Origin of the sequence: Lysobacter sp. CCNWLW3, assembly GCF_036697405.1 — a bacterium.
In the GTDB taxonomy this organism is placed as follows: Bacteria; Pseudomonadota; Gammaproteobacteria; order Xanthomonadales; family Xanthomonadaceae; genus Lysobacter.
Map to the genome: position 1 here is coordinate 14,822 of NZ_JBAHWA010000001.1, position 16,482 is coordinate 31,303.

The following is a 16,482-nucleotide window of genomic DNA, read 5'->3' on the forward strand; positions in this document are numbered from 1 at the left end:
TCGACAAGGGGAGCCGCGCATGCCCGGCGCGCTGATGCATCTGGGCGCGGCGGTGACCTGCGCGCACGGCGGGCCGGCCACGCCGACCGCGCCCTACACCCGCGTGACCTTGAACGGGCGCGCGGTGATCACGATCGCGGGGCCCTACAGCGTCGCCTACTGCAACCTGCCCAGCGCGGCGGCCGCGCTGCGCTGCGTGGCCGGGCAATGGCTGGCGGGCACCACCCGGGTGTTCGCCGGCGGGCGCGCGCTCGCCTTGGACAGCAGCCCCTCGCTGTGCGTGCCCAACGGCGCACCGCTGGTGGTGCTGGATTGCCAGACCCGGGTCAGCGCGATCTAGCGCGAGCGCCGCTAGCCGGCCTGGCTCTCCGCGGCCTGCAGCGCGCGCAGCGCGTTGGCGGTGGCGGCATCGGCGGGGAAGAAGGATTCGATCGCCAGTTCCGCCAGGGTCACGTCCATCGGCGTGCCGAACACGGTGGTGGTGCTGATGTAGGCGTGTTCGCCGCCGTCGCGGCTGCGCAAGCGCAGCGGCACCGCCACGCTGAGCTGGGACGGCAGGTCGACCTCGTCGGCGTCCTCGCAGGGGTAGGCGGCGAGTTCGTCGTGCAGCTCGTGCAGGACCGGGTCGCCGGTGGCGTCGGCCTGGTGGCGCAGGCGGTGCAGCAGGTGCGCGCGCCATTGCGCCAGGTTGACGATCAGCGGCGCCAGGCCGCGCGGGTGCAGGCTCAGGCGCAGCACGTTGATCGGCGGCTGCAGCAGATCGGCGGGGATGGCTTCGAGCATGCGCTCGACCGCGCGGTTGGCCGCGAGCAGCTGCCAGTGGCGGTCGATCGCCAGCGCCGGGTAGGGCTCGTGGCCGTGCAGCACCAGCTGGATCGCGGCCTGGGCCTCGTGCAGCGCGGGATCGTCCAGCGAACGCTGCGCGTACATCGGCGCCAGCCCGGCGGCGGTCATCAGCTGGTTGCGCTCGCGCAGCGGCACGTCGAGGCGGTCGGCCAGGCGCAGCAGCATCGCCCGGCTCGGCAGCGAGCGTCCGGTCTCGATGAAGCTGACGTGGCGGGTGGAAATGTCGGCCATGCCGGCCAGGTCGAGTTGGGTCAGGCGGCGGCGCTGGCGCCAGTCGCGCAGCAGTTCGCCTACGGGTCGGATGGTGTTCATGGACGAACCATAGCCCAGCGCGACTATCAGCGGGATTACCCCGCAGGTAATCGACCGGCGGCCGCGGCCGGGTTGAGATGGCGTCGAAACCAACGACCAGCCTCCGACCGACGCGCCGGAACCCACCAGGAGTACGCCATGAACGCCATCGCCCGACCCTCGACCTCCCAACTGCTGCGCCGCGCGATCCAGCTCGACGCGGTCGCCACCGCCGCCATGGCCGCGCTGCTGATCGCCGCCGCCGCGCCGCTGTCGCAATGGCTGCATCTGCCGCAGAACCTGCTGCTGGGCGCGGGCCTGGTGCTGGTGCCTTACGTGGCCTTCCTGGGCTGGCTGCTGAGCCGCGAACGCGTGTCCGCCGCGCAGGCCTGGGCGGTGATCGCGATCAACGCCTGCTGGACGATCGACAGCGCGATCCTGCTGGTCAGCGGCTGGGTATCGCCGAACGCGCTGGGCACGGCCTTCGTGATCGCGCAGGCGCTGGCGGTGGCGGCGTTCGCCGAGCTGCAGTATTTCGGCCTGCGCCGGCAGCAGCGGGCTTGAGCCCTGGCGCCGCATTAGGGTAGCAGCGGCGTGAGCCGCGACCGCGCCACCCGCTTGCGGCGATGGCGCGGTCATGGGGAGGGATGACGGTCGCGGCTTACGCCGCTCCTACCCCAAAGCCGCTACGCCTACACCGCCATGCCCGCGGCGTGGCCGGAGGCCCAGGCCCACTGGAAGTTGTAGCCGCCCAGCCAGCCGGTCACGTCGACCACTTCGCCGACGAAATGCAGTCCCGGCACGCGCCGCGATTCCATCGTGCTCGACGACAGTTCGTCGGTGTCGACGCCGCCCAGGGTGACTTCGGCGGTGCGATACCCCTCGGTGCCGCTGGCGACCAGGGCCCAGTCCTGCAGCGTCGCGGCGACCTGTTTCAACTCCGGCGGCGTGTATTGCTTCATGGGCTTGTTGCTCAGCCACAGTTCGCACAGGCGCTGGGCGAAGCGGCGCGGCATCGCGTCCGACAGCACGGTCTTGAGTTCGGCCGCGGGGCGTTCGAGCTGCTGCGCACGCAGCCAGTCGGCGGCGTCGCGGCCGGGCAGCAGGTCCAGGCGCAGATCGTCGCCGGGTTGCCAATAGGACGAGATCTGCAGGATCGCCGGGCCGCTGACGCCGCGGTGGGTGATCAGCATCTGGTTGCTGAAACTGCGGCCGTTGCAGCGCGCGGTAACCGGCAGGGCGACGCCGCTGAGGTCGGCCAGGCGTTCCTGGTGCTTGCCGCTGAGGGTCAGCGGCACCAAGCCGGCGCGCGTGGGCAATACCGTGTGGCCGAACTGGCGCGCGAGTTCGTAGCCCAAGCCGGTGGCGCCCATGCTCGGGATCGACAGCGCGCCGGTGGCGACCACCAATCGGGGCGCGGCGAATGCGCCGCGCGTGGTGTGCAGGCGGAACGGCGCCTCGCCGTCGCCGTGCAGCACGCGCTCGACGCTGCACGAGGTCTCGATGCGCACGCCCGCGTCCGCGCATTCGTCCAGCAGCATCTTCACGATCAGCTTGGACGAGACGTCGCAGAACAGCTGGCCGAGTTCCTTCTCGTGGTAGGCGATGCCGTGGCGTTCGACCCGCTCGACGAAGTCGGCCGGGGTGTAGCGCGCCAGCGCCGATTTGCAGTAGTGCGGATTGGCGGAAATGAAATTCGCTGGCGTGGTGCCGGTGTTGGTGAAATTGCAGCGGCCGCCGCCCGACATCAGGATCTTCTTGCCGACCCGGTTGGCGTGTTCGATCACCAGCACGCGCCTGCCGCGCTGGCCGGCGGTCAGGGCGCACATCAGGCCGGCCGCGCCGCCGCCGACGATCAGGACGTCGTAAAGCTCCGCCATGCCTTCAGGCGGCCTGCGCGCCCACGCCCAGGCGCACGGCCGGGATCAGGGCGAGCGCGGCGCGGTCGTTGCTGAGTGCGACTTCGCCGTCCTGGATCTGGCAGTCCAGGCGGAAGCTGCGTTCGACCATCGCCGCCATCGCCTCGACCGAGTCGGTATCGATGTCGAGCACGGTGAGGTTCTTCAGGCGCCGCAGGATCGCGACGTTCTTGTCCCACCAGATGTCGGCGGCGCGGCCGCCGTAGTTGACCACCACGACCTGGCGCGCGCGCCCGCAGGCCTTGCGCACGCGCGACTCGTCGGGCTGGCCGACGTCGATCCACAGTTCGATGTCGCCGGTGTAGTCGCGCAGCACCAGATCGGGCTCGTCCTCGCTGCTCAGGCCGGGGCCGAATTCCAGCCGCTCCTGCGCGTACAGGGCGAAGGCGAGCATGCGCACCATCAGCCGTTGCTGGGTTTCGGAGGGGTGCTGGGCCAGGGTCAGGGCGTGGGCGGCGTAGTAATGCCGGTCCATGTCGCTGATTTGCAGTTCGATCTTGACGATGGTGGCGTTGGGCGCCATGGACGGGCCTGCACGGTTAAAAACAGCGCGCATTCTAGGCCCTGCGGGCCGGCGGCGCCTGAGCGGGGCCGCTTGGGCGAGAATGCGCGCATGTCGCCATCCCCCTTCGAGCCCGCGGCCGGCGCCGACGGCGTCGCCGCCAGCCGCCTGCAGCTGCCGCCCGGGCCCTGGACGAACCTGCTGGACGGCCTGTGCGCGCGCTTCCCGGCCATCGGCCGCGCGCAGTGGCGCGAACGCTTCGCGCGCGGGCGCGTGCTCGATGCGCAGGGCCGGCCGCTGGGCGAGGACGCGCCGTATCGGGTCGGCGCCGAGATCCGCTATTTCCGCGAGGTCGCCGTCGAAGCGGAGATTCCGTTCCAGGAGCGCGTGCTGTACGCCGACGCGCGGCTGCTGGTGGTCGACAAGCCGCATTTCCTGCCGGTGGTGCCCTCCGGCGGCTATGTGAGCCAGACCCTGCTGGCGCGGCTGGTGCGGCGCTATGGCAACCCCGACCTGGTGCCCTTGCACCGGCTCGACCGCGCCACCGCGGGGCTGGTGCTGTTCTCGGCCGATCCGCGCACGCGCTCGGCCTATCAGGCCTTGTTCCGCGAACGCCGCATCGTCAAACGCTACGAAGCCCTGGCCGCGCCCTTGCCGCAGTGGACCTTCCCCTTGGAGCGGGCCAGCCGGCTGGAGCCGGGCGAGCCCTTTTTCCTGATGCGCGAGACCGAAGGCGCGCCGAACAGCCTGAGTCGGATCGAGGTCCTGGAGCGCGGCGATGCGTACTGGCGGTATGGCCTGGAGCCGGTGAGCGGACGCAAGCATCAGTTGCGCGTGCATATGGCCGCGCTGGGCGCGCCGATTCTCAACGACCCCTTCTATCCGCTGGCTGGCGAGCGCGTGGCCGACGACCACGCGCGCCCCTTGAAGCTGCTGGCGCGCTCGCTGGCTTTCGTCGATCCGCTGGACGGCCGCGAGCGCCGCTTCGAGAGCGGCTGGTCGTTGTAGGCGAGGTGGCATCCCGGCCTCTCGCGGCAGGAGCGGCGCCGCGGCCGCCATTCACCGTCTACTGGGCCAGCGTCGTCGTCGAAGCGGCGCGGTCGCGGCTTGCGCCGCTCCCACAGGAGGCGAGGCGGTGGCGCCCTAGCGAGTAGCGGTGCAGCTTCCGATCGCAGTGCTTGCGCGGGGAGGGGCGTCACACCCACTCGCGCGAGGGCAGGGTGTAGCGCCGCTGCGGCCGGCCGACCAGGTCCAGGAAGTTGTTGAACACCGCGCCCGCGCGCTGCTGCATGCCGGCGATGTGCTCGACGGTGTGGGCGCGGATCGCGGCTTCGCTGGTGTCGTGACCGAGTTCGGCCAGTTCCTGGCGGTAGACCGGATTGGCCAGCCAGCGCTCGATCAGCGGCACGTCCATTTCCAGATGGAACTGGAAGCCGTAGGCGTTATCGCCCCAGCGAAAGGCCTGCTGCTCGCAGCTGTCGGTGCGCGCCAGGTGGCTCGCGCCCTGCGGAACTTCGAAGCTGTAGCGATGCCACTGGAACACCGGTGCGCTTTCGGCCAGCGGCGCCAGCACCGGATCGTCGCGGCCGGAGTCGGTCGCGTGCAGCGGGTACCAACCGATTTCGGGCCGGTGGTGGCGCCGCACCGGCGCGCCCAGCACGTGGGCGAGCAACTGCGCGCCCAGGCAGATGCCCAGCACCGGCTTGCCCTGTTCCAGCATGCGTTCGATCGCCAGCAGCTCGGTGCGCAGGTGCGGGCGCCGGGCCTGGTCCTCGACGTTCATCGGCCCGCCCAGCACGACCAGGCCGCGATAGCGGTCGACGTTGGGCTGGGCCTCGGGATCGCGCTCGAAGTTGGCGAAACGGATGCGATGCCCGCGACGGCGGATCAACGGATCCAGCGTGCCCAGCGGCTCGGCGGCGACGTGTTGGAAGACCAGGATGCGGGGCATGGGGCGGCGAGGCGGCGGCTTACCTCGGGACTATGCCAAAGCCGGGCCGTGGCGTGGGGTAGCCGCTTATGACGTGTGGTTCTTAGACGCAACGGTGGCCACCCGCCGTCAGCGGCCAGCCAGCCATCGGCGTCTGGCGGCCCATTCCGCGCGGGTCTCGTGTTTGCGCTGCCGGGCCTTGGCCAAGGTCACCGATTCTGTACGCCACCACACGCCCGATTCTGTATGGCCGAACGCTTCCACCGGGTAAGGGCAACCGCAATCGTGCGACTGGATCGAGAAGCGCGTCGGCAACAGCCAATGCGGCTGCGGCCAGGGCAGGGGGCGCAGCTCCGGATCGACGCGTTGGTCGACGGGCGCGGCGGTGAATTGGCGCCAGACCAGCCGTGCGCACGGGCCTTCATGCCCCTGCCATTCCAGCAGGGGCTCTCCGCAAACCGGGCAATTCAGCCGGTCGGCAGGCGCATACCAATCGAACCAGCCCATGATGCCGGTGCAGCCCGAATCAGGCCCGTTCGCCCGCCCGGGCCGCTCGCAACGACGAGCGCCGCGGCGTCATGACGCTCATCCGTAGACCGGCGCCGCCGCTCAACGCGGATCGCGCGGCTTGAACGGCTTGCGCGGACCCGCACCGTGCGGTTTGCCGCCGGCCGGACGCGGACCGCCCGGGCCACGCGGAGCGCCGGGGCCGCCCGGGCCGCGATGCGCGCCGGGGCCGCCGGGACGCCGGCCGCGGCCGCCTTCGGTGTCGCCCGGCTCGGCGCGCTGGATGCGCAGCGGCTGGCCGGCCACGCGCACCTTCTTCAGGTGTTCCATCAGCTCGCGCGGCATGCCTTCGGGCAGGTCGACCAGGGTGTAGTCGTCGCGGATGTCGATGCGGCCGATGTAACGGCTTTCCAGGTCGGCCTCGTTGGCGATCGCGCCGACGATGTTGCCCGGCTGCACGCCGTGGCTGTGGCCGACCTCGATGCGGAAGGTTTCCATGCCGACTTCGGCGCCGGCCTGCGGCGGACGCGGGGCGCGGTCGCGCTCCATGCGCGGCGCCGGCGCCTCGTCGTCGAAGAAGGACTCGGCGGCGTTGACCGGGTGCGGCGGGGTGTACTGGCGCGCCTCGTGGCGCGGTGCCGGCGGCGCGTCCTCGCGCGGGGCGTAGCCGCTCTCTCGCGGCGGGCGCGGCGCGTCCGCGCGCGGATGCTCGCGGCGGTGGGCGCCGGCGTTGGAGGCGTTGTCGCGCTCGACGAACTTGCGCGTGGCCGCGCCGCGGTGCTCGCGCGGGCCGTCGCGCTCTTCGCGCTGGAAGCGCTGCGCGGCCGGCGGCGGGGTCAGCAGCAGCGGGTTGTCGCCCTGCACCAGCTTGGCCAGGGCCGCGGCGATCTCGACCGCGGGCACGTTCTTCTCGCGCTCGTAGCGTTCGACCATGTCGCGGAACAGGCTCAGGTCGCTGCTTTCCAGGGCGTCGCTGATGCGGCCGAGGAAGCGCGACACGCGCTGTTCGTTGACGGTCTCGACGCTGGGCAGCTCCATCGGCTCGATCGGCTGGCGGGTGGCGCGTTCGATCGCGCGCAGCATGCCGCGCTCGCGCGGGGTCACGAACAGGATCGCCTCGCCCTTGCGGCCGGCGCGGCCGGTGCGGCCGATGCGGTGGACGTAGCTTTCGGTGTCGTAGGGGATGTCGTAGTTCAGCACGTGGCTGATGCGCTCCACGTCCAGGCCGCGCGCGGCCACGTCGGTGGCGACCAGGACGTCGATCTTGCCGTCCTTGAGGTTCTGGATGGTCTTCTCGCGCTGCGCCTGCTGCACGTCGCCGTTGATCGCGGCGGCCGAAATGCCCCGGGCGGACAGCTTCTCGGCCAGTTCCTCGGTGCCCAGCTTGGTGCGCGAGAACACGATCATGGCGTCGAAGGTTTCGGCTTCGAGGATGCGGGTCAGGGCGTCGAGCTTGTGCACGCCGCTGACCGACCAGTAGCGCTGGCGGATGTTGGCCGCGGTGGTGGTCTTGGCCTTGATCGCGATCTCGACCGGCTGCTTGAGGTAGGTCTGGGCGATGCGCTTGATCGGCGCCGGCATGGTCGCCGAGAACAGCGCGACCTGGCGCGTTTCCGGGGTCTTCTTGAGGACGTTCTCGACGTCGTCGATGAAGCCCATGCGCAGCATTTCGTCGGCCTCGTCCAGCACCAGGCAACGCAGCTCGGACAGGTCCAGGGTGCCGCGCTCGAGGTGGTCGATGACCCGCCCCGGGGTGCCGACCACGACGTGCACGCCGCGCTTGAGCGCCTGCAGCTGCGGGTAGTAGCTCTGGCCGCCGTAGATCGGCAGGACGTGGAAGCCGGGCAGGTGCACGGCGTACTTCTGGAAGGCTTCGGCGACCTGGATCGCCAGCTCGCGGGTCGGCGCCAGCACCAGCGCTTGCGGCTTGAACTGCTTGGGATCGATCTGGGCCAGGATCGGCAGCGCGAACGCGGCGGTCTTGCCGGTGCCGGTCTGGGCCTGGCCGAGCACGTCGCGGCCTTCCAGCAGCGGCGGAATGGTGGCGGCCTGGATCGGCGAGGGCGATTCGTAGCCGACGTCGGCGAGCGCGCGCAGCAGCGGCTCGGACAGGGCCAGGTCGGTGAATTTCAGCGACGGGGCGTCGGGGGCGGAAGCGGGTTCGGAACTGGGCGTCTCGGCGCTCATGGGGCGGCTCGGCAGCGCCGGCGAAGGCCGGTCGGAAGACCGCCTAGTGTACCGGAGCGCGGTGGAGCACCGGCTCGGGCGCACAAAACCGCCGGGAAACCTGTGGTTTTCCCGCGCTGGCGGCGGTCTGCGCGCTGAATCTGCGTTCAGTTCTGCCCTTTGGTAAAGGCGGGCTTGGGGGGATTTGCGCGAATCTACGATCGGCGGCGTCGGCACGAAGGCAAAAGCGAATCTCCCCCGACCCCTCTTTTCCGAAGAGGGGAGCCCGCAGGCTGGGACACTCAGCGCGCCCGCGCGTCCTTCTCGATGCGTCCGTCCTTCATCACCAGTTCGACCCGCTTGAGCACGCTCACGTCCTGCAGCGGATCGCCGGCGACCGCGATCAGGTCGGCGCGCTTGCCCGGCTCCAGGCTGCCGACCTGGTCGCTCAGGCCGAGCAGGTCGGCGGCGTTGACGGTGGCGGCCTGGATCGCCTGCGGCGCGGTCATGCCGTGGGCGACCATCAGCTCGAACTCGTCGGCGTTGCGGCCGTGCAGGCTGACCCCGGCGTCGGTGCCGAAGGCGATCTTGACGCCGGCCGGCACGGCCGCCTCCAGCGCCTTGCCGGTGATGCCGATGCGCCATTCGATCTTGGCCCGGACCTCGCCGGTGTAGGCCTGCGGGTTCTTGGCCAGGCGCTCCTTGTAGCCGTTCACCGTCGACAGGGTCGGCACGTAGTAGGCGCCGGTCTTGCGGAACAGGGCGATGTCCTCGCGGTCCAGCAGGGTGCCGTGCTCGATCGAGTCGGCGCCGGCGCGCAGCGCCACCGCGATGCCGTCGGCGCCGTGCGCGTGCACCGCGACCTTCTTGCGGTACAGGTGCGCGGTCTCGACGATGGCGCGCGCCTCGTCGTCGAACATCTGCTGGCCCAGGCCGGCGCCGATGCGGCTGTTGACCCCGCCGGTGGTGGCGATCTTGATCACGTCGACGCCGCGCGCGACCTGACGCCGCACCGCGCGCCGGCAGTCGTCGGCGCCGTCGCAGGTGTTGCCGTGCACGTCCAGCGCGGCGTGCAGGTCCTCGCGGAAGCCCAGGGTCGGGTCCATGTGGCCGGCGGTGGTGGAGATCGCCGAGCCGGCGTCGAGGATGCGCGGGCCCGGCAGCTTGCCCGCCGCGACCGCGTCGCGCAGGGCCAGGGTCACGCCGTCGCTGTCGCCGAGGTTGCGCACCGTGGTGAAGCCGGCGTGCAGGGTCTTGCGCGCGTTCACCGCGGCTTCGTAAGCGTGGTCGGCGACGCTGCCGGCGACGCTGTCGAGCTGGCCTTCGACGCCGGCCTTGTCCGAGACCAGGTGCACGTGGCAGTCGATCAGGCCCGGCAGCACGTAGCGGTCGCGCAGGTCGAGCACGGTGGCGTCGGCGGGCACGCCGGCGAACGCGGCCGCGTCCTGGTAGCCGTCGCGCACGGCTTCGACGCGACCGGCGCGCAGCAGCAGGGTGCTGGCGCCGCGCGGCGCCTGGCCGGGTCGGTCGAGCAGGTGGCCGGCGTGGACCAGGGTCCAGCCGGCGTCCTGCGCGGACGCCGCTAAGGGCAGGCAGGCCAGCAGCGCGGGCAGGCACCAGGCGGGCAGGGCGGACAGGGGGCGGCGCGGCTTCGGAGTCATCGGCGGGTTTCGTCTGCTGGCGTAGGCCCGAGCATAACCGCGCGCGGCGCGCCTCAACTGCGACTTTGGGCGAGCCAGCGGTCGAGCTGGTTGGCGAAGGCCTGGCGGTCGCGCGCGTGGAACACCGGCGGGCCGCCGGTCTGGACGCCGGCGCCGCGCAGTTCGTCCATGAAGTTGCGCATCGACAGGCGCTGGGCGATGTTGTCGGCGGTGTAGAGATCGCCGCGCGGATTGAGCGCGACCGCGCGCTTTTCCAGCACCAGCGCGGCCAAGGGGATGTCCTGGGTGACCACCAGGTCGCCGGCGGCCACGCGTTGCACGATCTCGTTGTCGGCCACGTCCAGGCCGGACGGGACTTGGATCGCGCGCACGTAGCGCGAGCCGGGCGTGCGCAGCCATTGGTTGGCGACCAGGGTGACCTGGATGCGCGCGCGTTCGGCGGCGCGGAACAGGATCTCGCGGATAACGCCGGGACAGGCGTCGGCGTCGACCCAGATCTGCGCAGCGGAGGTATCGGTCATTCTGGCTGGTTGGCGGACGCGGCCGTGGCGGCTGGGCCGGGGGGCGGCGGCGCGGACATCGGGGTCCGCGCGCCTGCGCGTGCTGCGGCCGGGCGGTGGCCCGGATCCCGCGGGGCGGCTCAGCCGTTGCCGCGTTCGCCGTCTCGCGACGGGCCGCCGTTGGAATCGGACGGCGTGCCGGAGTCCTTGGCCGCGGCCTTCTTGGCCGCCTTTTCGTCCTGCTTCTTCTTCTTGGCGATCTCGCGCTGGCGCTTCTCGAACGAGTAATTGGGCTTGGCCATGGATGGCGATCTCGATGGGGAATGCCGCCCAGTCTAGGCCATGCGCGCCCCCGCAGCCGAATCGCCGGCGCGCCGCGACCGCTACCATGGGCCCGGACCCCACCGCCCAGGCCCCCATGATCCGCGTCCACCACCTCAACAATTCGCGCTCGCAGCGCGTGCTCTGGCTGCTGGAAGAGCTGGAGCTGCCCTACGAGGTCGTGCGCTACCAGCGCGACGCCCAGACCATGCTGGCGCCGCCGGAACTGCGCCAGGTCCACCCCTTGGGCAAATCGCCGGTGCTGGAGGACGGCGGGCGGATCCTGGCCGAGTCGGCCGCGATCTTGGAATACTTGGCCGAGCGCTACGACGGCGAACACCGCTACTCGCCGCCGCCGGCGCCGCCGGACGCGCCCGAGCGCCTGCGCTGCCGCTACTGGCTGCACTACGCCGAGGGCTCGGCGATGCCGCCGCTGCTGCTGAGCCTGGTATTCGCCCGCCTGAAGCGCGCGCCGATGCCGTTCTTCGCCAAGCCGGTCGCGCGCGGCATCGCCGACAAGGCCATGGCCAGCTTCGTCGGTCCGCAGCTGAAGCTGCATCTGGACTACATCGAGGCCGAACTGGGCCGGCATGCCTGGTTCGCCGGCGAGCGCTTCGGCATCGCCGACATCCAGATGAGCTTTCCGGTCGAGGCCGCGATCGCGCGCGCCGGCGGCGACCGCCCGAACATGCGCGCCTTCCTCGAACGCATCCACGCCCGGCCCGCCTACCGACGCGCGCTGGAGCGCGGCGGTCCCTTCGACCTGCTGAGCTGACATGCTGGCTTTCGATTTCGACAACGCCTTCGTGCGCGACCTGCCCGCCGATCCGGAGCAGGGCCCGGGCGTGCGCCAGGTGCACGGGGCGCTGTACTCGCGGGTGCAGCCGACCCCGGTGGCGGCGCCGCGCCTGCTCGCGTACTCGGCCGAAATGGCCGCGCGCCTGGGCCTGGACGAGGCGACGCTGCGTTCGCCGGAATTCGCCCAGGTGTTCGGCGGCAACGCCTTGCTGCCCGGCATGCAGCCGTTCGCGTCCAACTACGGCGGCCACCAGTTCGGGCATTGGGCCGGTCAGCTCGGCGACGGCCGCGCGATCAGCCTGGGCGAGGTCGTCAATGCCGCGGGCGAGCGCTGGGAACTGCAACTCAAGGGCGCCGGCCCGACCCCGTACTCGCGCAGCGCCGACGGCCGCGCGGTGCTGCGCTCCTCGGTGCGCGAATTCCTGTGCAGCGAGGCCATGCATCACCTGGGCGTGCCGACCACGCGCGCGCTCAGCCTGGTCGGCACCGGCGAGGAGGTGGTGCGCGACATGTTCTACGACGGCCATCCCAAGGCCGAACCCGGCGCGGTGGTGTGCCGGGTCGCGCCGTCCTTCCTGCGTTTCGGGCATTTCGAATTGCCGGCCTCGCGCGGCGACACCGAGCTGCTGCGGCGATTGGCCGACTTCTGCATCCGCCGCGACTTCCCATGGCTGTCCGGCGACGGCGAGGCCCTGTACGCGGCCTGGTTCGCCGAAGTCTGCGAGCGCACCGCGTTCACCATGGCGCATTGGATGCGGGTCGGCTTCGTGCACGGGGTGATGAACACCGACAATTTGTCCATCCTCGGCCTGACCATCGACTACGGCCCGTACGGCTGGGTCGACGACTACGACCCGGACTGGACCCCCAACACCACCGACGCCGGCGGCCGTCGCTACCGCTTCGGGACCCAGCCACAGGTTGCGTACTGGAACCTGTCGCGCCTGGCCGGCGCGCTGTCGCCGCTGTTCGCCGACGTGGCGCTGCTGCAGGACGGGCTGCGCCGCTACGTCGAGGCCTGGAACGCGGCCGAGCGCGACACGGTCGCGCGCAAGCTCGGCCTGCGCGAAGGCGGCGAGCGGGAGCTGGCGTTGATGGACGCGCTGCGCGAGCTGCTGCGCGCGGCGGAAATCGACATGAGCCTGTGGTTCCGCGCCCTGTCGGATTGGGACGAGAGCGACGAGTCGGGCCTGCAACCGTTCGCCGCGGCTTTCTACGACCCGGCCAAGCGCGCCGAGAACGAGCCCGCGCTGCTGGCCTGGCTGGCGCGCTACCGCGCCCGCCTGGCCGAGGACGCGCTGCCCGCGCCGGAGCGCCACGCGCGCATGCGCGCGAGCAACCCGCGCTACGTGCTGCGCAATTATCTGGCCCAGCAGGCGATCGACCGCGCCGAGCAGGGCGATGCGGGCGGCGTCAGCGAGCTGCTGGACGTGCTGCGCCGCCCCTACGACGACCAGCCCGGTCGCGAGGCCTACGCGCAGCGCCGCCCCGACTGGGCGCGCGACCGCGCCGGCTGTTCGATGCTGTCCTGCAGTTCCTGAGGATCGACCCGTAGCGGCGCCGCCGCGCAGCGCGCGCGTTCAAGCTCGTGAGCGCGGCGTTATTCACCCGGTCTTAGCCGCCGCCGCGGTCAGATGCGGCTAGCGCGATGCGCCGCATCGCCGCAGGAGGCCGCCATGAACGAGCGCAAGGCCGCGGTGCGCAAGCTCGCCGCGCTGATCGAGGATGTCGAGATCGCGATGTTCACCACCCACGCCGCCGACGGCCGATTGGTGAGCCGGCCGCTGGGCACCCAGCAGGTCGAATTCGACGGCGACCTGTGGTTCGCGACGGCCGCCGACAGCGCCAAGGCGGGCGAGATCGCCGACGATCCGCGCGTCAACGTCGCCTACGCCTCGCGCGGCAAGAACGTTTACGTGTCGGTCTCCGGCACCGCCAGCCTGGTCGTCGACCGCGCCAAGATCGACGAGATCTGGTCGCCGGCGATGCAGTTGTTCTTCCCCGCCGGCAAGGACGATCCGCAGCTGCGCCTGATCCGGGTCGCGGTCGACACCGCCGAATACTGGGAGGGCCCGGGCACCCTGGCCGGCGATGCGCTGAACTTCCTGATCAGCGCGGTCAGCAGCGAGCCTGCCGACCTGTCCGAGCACGAAACCCTGCACCTGGGCCATCGCTGAGGCGCGGCCATGTTGCGTCTGTACTTCATCCCCGGGCGTTCCTGGCTGCCGCGCTGGCTGCTGGAGGAACTCGATCAGCCCTACGAACTGGTGCGCCTGGACCGCGAACGGGGCGAGCATAAACAGCCCGCGTATCTGAAGATCAATCCGCTGGGCAAGGCGCCGTCGCTGGAGATCAACGGCCAGGTCATGAACGAGGGCGCGGCGATCTGCCTGTACCTGGCCGACCGCTATTCGACCGGCCGCCTGGCACTGGCCGGCGACGAGCCCGAGCGGCCGCGTTACCTGGCGCTGATGGTGCACGCGAGCGCGGCGCTGGATCCGTCGATCTCGGATTGGATCTTCAAGCGCAAGACCGTGCCGGCCGAGGTCGGCTGGGGCACGGTCGCGCAGGAACTGGCGTTTCTGGAAGGCCAGCTCGGGCACGGCCCGCTCCTGTTCGGCGAACGTTTCAGCGCGGCCGATGTGATGATCGGAGGCACCCTGATCTGGGGCCGGCTGGCCGGGCTGGCGCTGCCGGAGAGCCTGCAGGCCTACACCGGCCGGCTGCTGCAGCGGCCCAAGCTGGTGGCCTTGTTCGATGAAGTGGGCGGCGTGCCGGTGTAGCCCGGTGGGCCCGGTACGCGGCCCGCGCGAGCGCGCGGGCGCGGGTGGCGACGGATCGGATCGACCCGATCAGGTCGGCGCGAAGCCCTTGGTGGCCTTCTTTTCGTTCTTTTCGGCGCGCTTTTCCTTGATCGTCTTGGTCGGTTTCTTCTTGGTTTCCTTCTTGCGGTCCAAGCCCTTGCTCATGGCAGGCTCCTCGATTCGGTGGCGGTGGCCGCGGCCCGATGCCGGCGGCTAGGCCCAAGTATGCGCCGCGCCGGCGTCCGGCGCGCGCCCGCACGGCGCCCAGGGGCGTGCCCCGGCTACAATGGTCGGATGCCTTTGATCACCGTTCAGAACGTCGACTACAGCGTCGGCGGCCCGCTCCTGCTCGAAAACGTCGAACTGTCCATCGAACCGGGCGAACGCATCGCCCTGATCGGTCGCAACGGCGCGGGCAAGTCCACGCTCATGAAACTGCTGGCCGGCGAGATCCAGCCCGACGACGGCCGCATCCTGGTCGACGGCGGCCGCCGCGACGGCCATACCCGCGTCGCCCGGCTGGAACAGGAAGTCCCGCCCGGGGCCGACGGCAGCGTCTTCGACGTGGTCGCCGACGGCCTGGGCGAACTCGGCCACTGGCTGGCCGAATACCACCATCTGACCCACGCCGACACCTACGATGCCGACGCGGTCGCCGCGGTGCAGACCAAGATCGAGGCCGCGCAGGGCTGGGGCCTGGACCAGCGCGTCAGCGAGACCCTGGCCCGGCTCGATCTCGACGGCGACGTCGAATTCTCCGGCCTGTCCGGCGGCATGAAGCGGCGCGTGCTGCTGGCGCGCGCGCTGGTGTCGGCGCCTGACCTGCTGCTGCTGGACGAACCGACCAACCACCTCGATATCGAGGCCATCGATTGGCTGGAGCAGTTCCTCAAGTCCTGGCAGGGCGCGCTGGTGTTCGTGACCCACGACCGCCGCTTCCTGCGCGCGCTGGCCACCCGGATCGTCGAGATCGACCGTGGCCAGGTCACCAGCTGGCCCGGCGATTGGGACAACTACGTGCGCCGCCGCGAGGAGCGCCTGAACGCCGAAGCGCAGGAGAACGCGCGCTTCGACAAGATGCTGGCGCAGGAGGAAATCTGGATCCGCCAGGGCATCAAGGCCCGTCGCACCCGCGACGAAGGCCGTGTGCGCCGGCTCAAGGCGATGCGGGTGGAGCGCCAGGCCCGTCGCGACACCGTCGGCAACGTGCGCATGGACTTCGCCCAGAACGAGGCCTCCGGCCGCAAGGTCGTGGAGACCAAATCGGTGTCGTTCGACTTCGGCGGCAAGCCGCTGCTGCGCGACGTCTCCACCACCATCTTCCGCGGCGACCGGATCGGCCTGATCGGGCCCAACGGCAGCGGCAAGACCACTCTGCTCAAGATCCTGCTGGGCGAGCTGCAGCCCAAGTCCGGCGAAGTGCGCGAGGGCAGCAAGCTGCAGATCGCCTACTTCGACCAGTACCGCGCGACCCTGCGCGAGGATTGGAATGCGATCGAGAACGTCGCCGAGGGCCGCGAGTTCGTCGAGGTCGGCGGCAAGAGCAAGCACGTGATCGGCTACCTGCAGGATTTCCTGTTCACGCCCGAACGCGCGCGCGCGCCGATCACGCGCCTGTCCGGCGGCGAGCGCAACCGCCTGCTGCTGGCCAAGCTGTTCGCGCAGCCGTCCAACCTGCTGGTGATGGACGAACCGACCAACGACCTCGACGTCGAGACCCTGGAGCTGCTGGAAGAGCTGCTGGGCGATTACCCCGGCACCTTGCTGCTGGTCAGCCACGACCGCGACTTTCTCGACAACGTGGTCACCTCGACCCTGGTGATGGAAGGCGAGGGCCGGGTCGGCGAGTACGTCGGCGGCTACACCGACTGGCTGCGCCAGCGGCCGCTGGCGTCGGTCGGCGCGGGCAAGCCCGCCGCCGGCGCCGGCAAGGCCGAGCCGGCCAAGGCCGAAGCCGCCGCGCCGACGGTGGCCAAGCGCAAGCTCGGCTACAAGGAAGCGCGCGAGCTGGAGCAGCTGCCGCTGCGGATCGAGCAACTGGAAACGCGCCTGGGCGAATTGACCGCGCAGATGAACGAGCCGGCGTTCTACCAGCGCGACAGCGCCGCGATCAATGCGCACAACGCGACCCTGGCGCAGGCCCAGGCCGAGTTGGACGCCACGTACGCGCGCTGGAGCGAACTGGACGCCTGAACCGGCGGCGCTGGTTCGGCGCCGCGGGAATCTCCAGGCCGTCG

The 16,482-nt window shown here is 71.0% G+C and carries 17 protein-coding genes; 8 read left to right on the top strand and 9 right to left on the bottom strand.

What is annotated here, in order from left to right; translation table 11 throughout:
- The first annotated feature begins 19 nt into the window (after nucleotides 1-19).
- Nucleotides 20-340 carry a hypothetical protein gene (locus V1318_RS00095; RefSeq protein ID WP_332936674.1) on the top strand — a complete coding sequence of 107 codons (321 nt, stop codon included), beginning with the start codon at nucleotides 20-22 and terminating at the stop codon, nucleotides 338-340.
- An 11-nt stretch (nucleotides 341-351) separates the two neighbouring features.
- Here V1318_RS00095 and V1318_RS00100 read toward each other — a convergent pair whose 3' ends face one another.
- The gene (locus V1318_RS00100; RefSeq protein WP_332936676.1) at nucleotides 352-1,158 is read right to left on the bottom strand and encodes a helix-turn-helix transcriptional regulator; all 807 of its coding nucleotides are present in this window, start codon (nucleotides 1,156-1,158) and stop codon (nucleotides 352-354) included.
- A 138-nt stretch (nucleotides 1,159-1,296) separates the two neighbouring features.
- On the opposite strand from V1318_RS00100, the gene V1318_RS00105 reads away from it, so the two are divergent.
- A complete protein-coding gene (locus V1318_RS00105; protein WP_332936677.1) occupies nucleotides 1,297-1,701 on the top strand; it encodes a hypothetical protein in 405 nt (134 codons plus the stop codon).
- 128 nt (nucleotides 1,702-1,829) lie between these two features.
- Here the strand turns inward: V1318_RS00105 and V1318_RS00110 are convergent, their stop codons facing one another.
- Complete coding sequence (locus tag V1318_RS00110; protein WP_332936678.1) at nucleotides 1,830-3,017, bottom strand: NAD(P)/FAD-dependent oxidoreductase; 1,188 nt, start codon at nucleotides 3,015-3,017, stop codon at nucleotides 1,830-1,832.
- Nucleotides 3,018-3,021: 4 nt separating this feature from the next.
- On the bottom strand, nucleotides 3,022-3,579 hold the full coding sequence (locus V1318_RS00115; RefSeq protein ID WP_332936680.1) for a YaeQ family protein: 558 nt from the start codon (nucleotides 3,577-3,579) through the stop codon (nucleotides 3,022-3,024).
- A 90-nt stretch (nucleotides 3,580-3,669) separates the two neighbouring features.
- Here V1318_RS00115 and V1318_RS00120 point away from each other — a divergent pair, with 90 nt between their 5' ends.
- A complete protein-coding gene (locus V1318_RS00120; RefSeq protein WP_332936682.1) occupies nucleotides 3,670-4,566 on the top strand; it encodes a pseudouridine synthase in 897 nt (298 codons plus the stop codon).
- A gap of 187 nt (nucleotides 4,567-4,753) precedes the next feature.
- Here the strand turns inward: V1318_RS00120 and V1318_RS00125 are convergent, their stop codons facing one another.
- The 6 genes from V1318_RS00125 to V1318_RS00150 all read right to left on the bottom strand — a co-directional run bounded on the left by V1318_RS00125 (nucleotide 4,754) and on the right by V1318_RS00150 (nucleotide 10,624).
- Nucleotides 4,754-5,509, bottom strand: coding sequence for a gamma-glutamyl-gamma-aminobutyrate hydrolase family protein (locus V1318_RS00125; protein ID WP_332936684.1), 756 nt, complete (start codon nucleotides 5,507-5,509; stop codon nucleotides 4,754-4,756).
- A 108-nt stretch (nucleotides 5,510-5,617) separates the two neighbouring features.
- Complete coding sequence (locus V1318_RS00130) at nucleotides 5,618-5,995, bottom strand: hypothetical protein (protein WP_332936686.1); 378 nt, start codon at nucleotides 5,993-5,995, stop codon at nucleotides 5,618-5,620.
- Nucleotides 5,996-6,097: 102 nt separating this feature from the next.
- Nucleotides 6,098-8,182: a DEAD/DEAH box helicase gene (locus V1318_RS00135; RefSeq protein ID WP_332936688.1), complete on the bottom strand. Its 2,085-nt coding sequence runs from the start codon at nucleotides 8,180-8,182 to the stop codon at nucleotides 6,098-6,100.
- A gap of 281 nt (nucleotides 8,183-8,463) precedes the next feature.
- Nucleotides 8,464-9,822, bottom strand: coding sequence for an amidohydrolase family protein (locus tag V1318_RS00140; RefSeq protein ID WP_332936689.1), 1,359 nt, complete (start codon nucleotides 9,820-9,822; stop codon nucleotides 8,464-8,466).
- A gap of 53 nt (nucleotides 9,823-9,875) precedes the next feature.
- Nucleotides 9,876-10,343: a YaiI/YqxD family protein gene (locus V1318_RS00145; RefSeq protein ID WP_332936690.1), complete on the bottom strand. Its 468-nt coding sequence runs from the start codon at nucleotides 10,341-10,343 to the stop codon at nucleotides 9,876-9,878.
- 119 nt (nucleotides 10,344-10,462) lie between these two features.
- The gene (locus V1318_RS00150; protein WP_332936692.1) at nucleotides 10,463-10,624 is read right to left on the bottom strand and encodes a hypothetical protein; all 162 of its coding nucleotides are present in this window, start codon (nucleotides 10,622-10,624) and stop codon (nucleotides 10,463-10,465) included.
- Nucleotides 10,625-10,740: 116 nt separating this feature from the next.
- On the opposite strand from V1318_RS00150, the gene V1318_RS00155 reads away from it, so the two are divergent.
- From V1318_RS00155 to V1318_RS00175, 5 genes are all read left to right on the top strand, one after another.
- Entirely contained in the window at nucleotides 10,741-11,418 is a 678-nt protein-coding gene (locus tag V1318_RS00155) for a glutathione S-transferase (protein ID WP_332938271.1), read from the top strand.
- Between the two features lies 1 nt (nucleotide 11,419).
- Nucleotides 11,420-12,982 (top strand): YdiU family protein, encoded by a 1,563-nt coding sequence (locus V1318_RS00160; protein ID WP_332936693.1) that lies wholly within the window; start codon nucleotides 11,420-11,422, stop codon nucleotides 12,980-12,982.
- 135 nt (nucleotides 12,983-13,117) lie between these two features.
- Nucleotides 13,118-13,618, top strand: a complete 501-nt coding sequence (locus V1318_RS00165) for a pyridoxamine 5'-phosphate oxidase family protein (protein ID WP_332936694.1) — start codon at nucleotides 13,118-13,120, stop codon at nucleotides 13,616-13,618.
- A 9-nt stretch (nucleotides 13,619-13,627) separates the two neighbouring features.
- On the top strand, nucleotides 13,628-14,224 hold the full coding sequence (locus V1318_RS00170; RefSeq protein ID WP_332936696.1) for a glutathione S-transferase family protein: 597 nt from the start codon (nucleotides 13,628-13,630) through the stop codon (nucleotides 14,222-14,224).
- Nucleotides 14,225-14,539: 315 nt separating this feature from the next.
- The gene (locus tag V1318_RS00175) at nucleotides 14,540-16,438 is read left to right on the top strand and encodes an ATP-binding cassette domain-containing protein (protein WP_332936697.1); all 1,899 of its coding nucleotides are present in this window, start codon (nucleotides 14,540-14,542) and stop codon (nucleotides 16,436-16,438) included.
- Nucleotides 16,439-16,482: the final 44 nt, after the last annotated feature.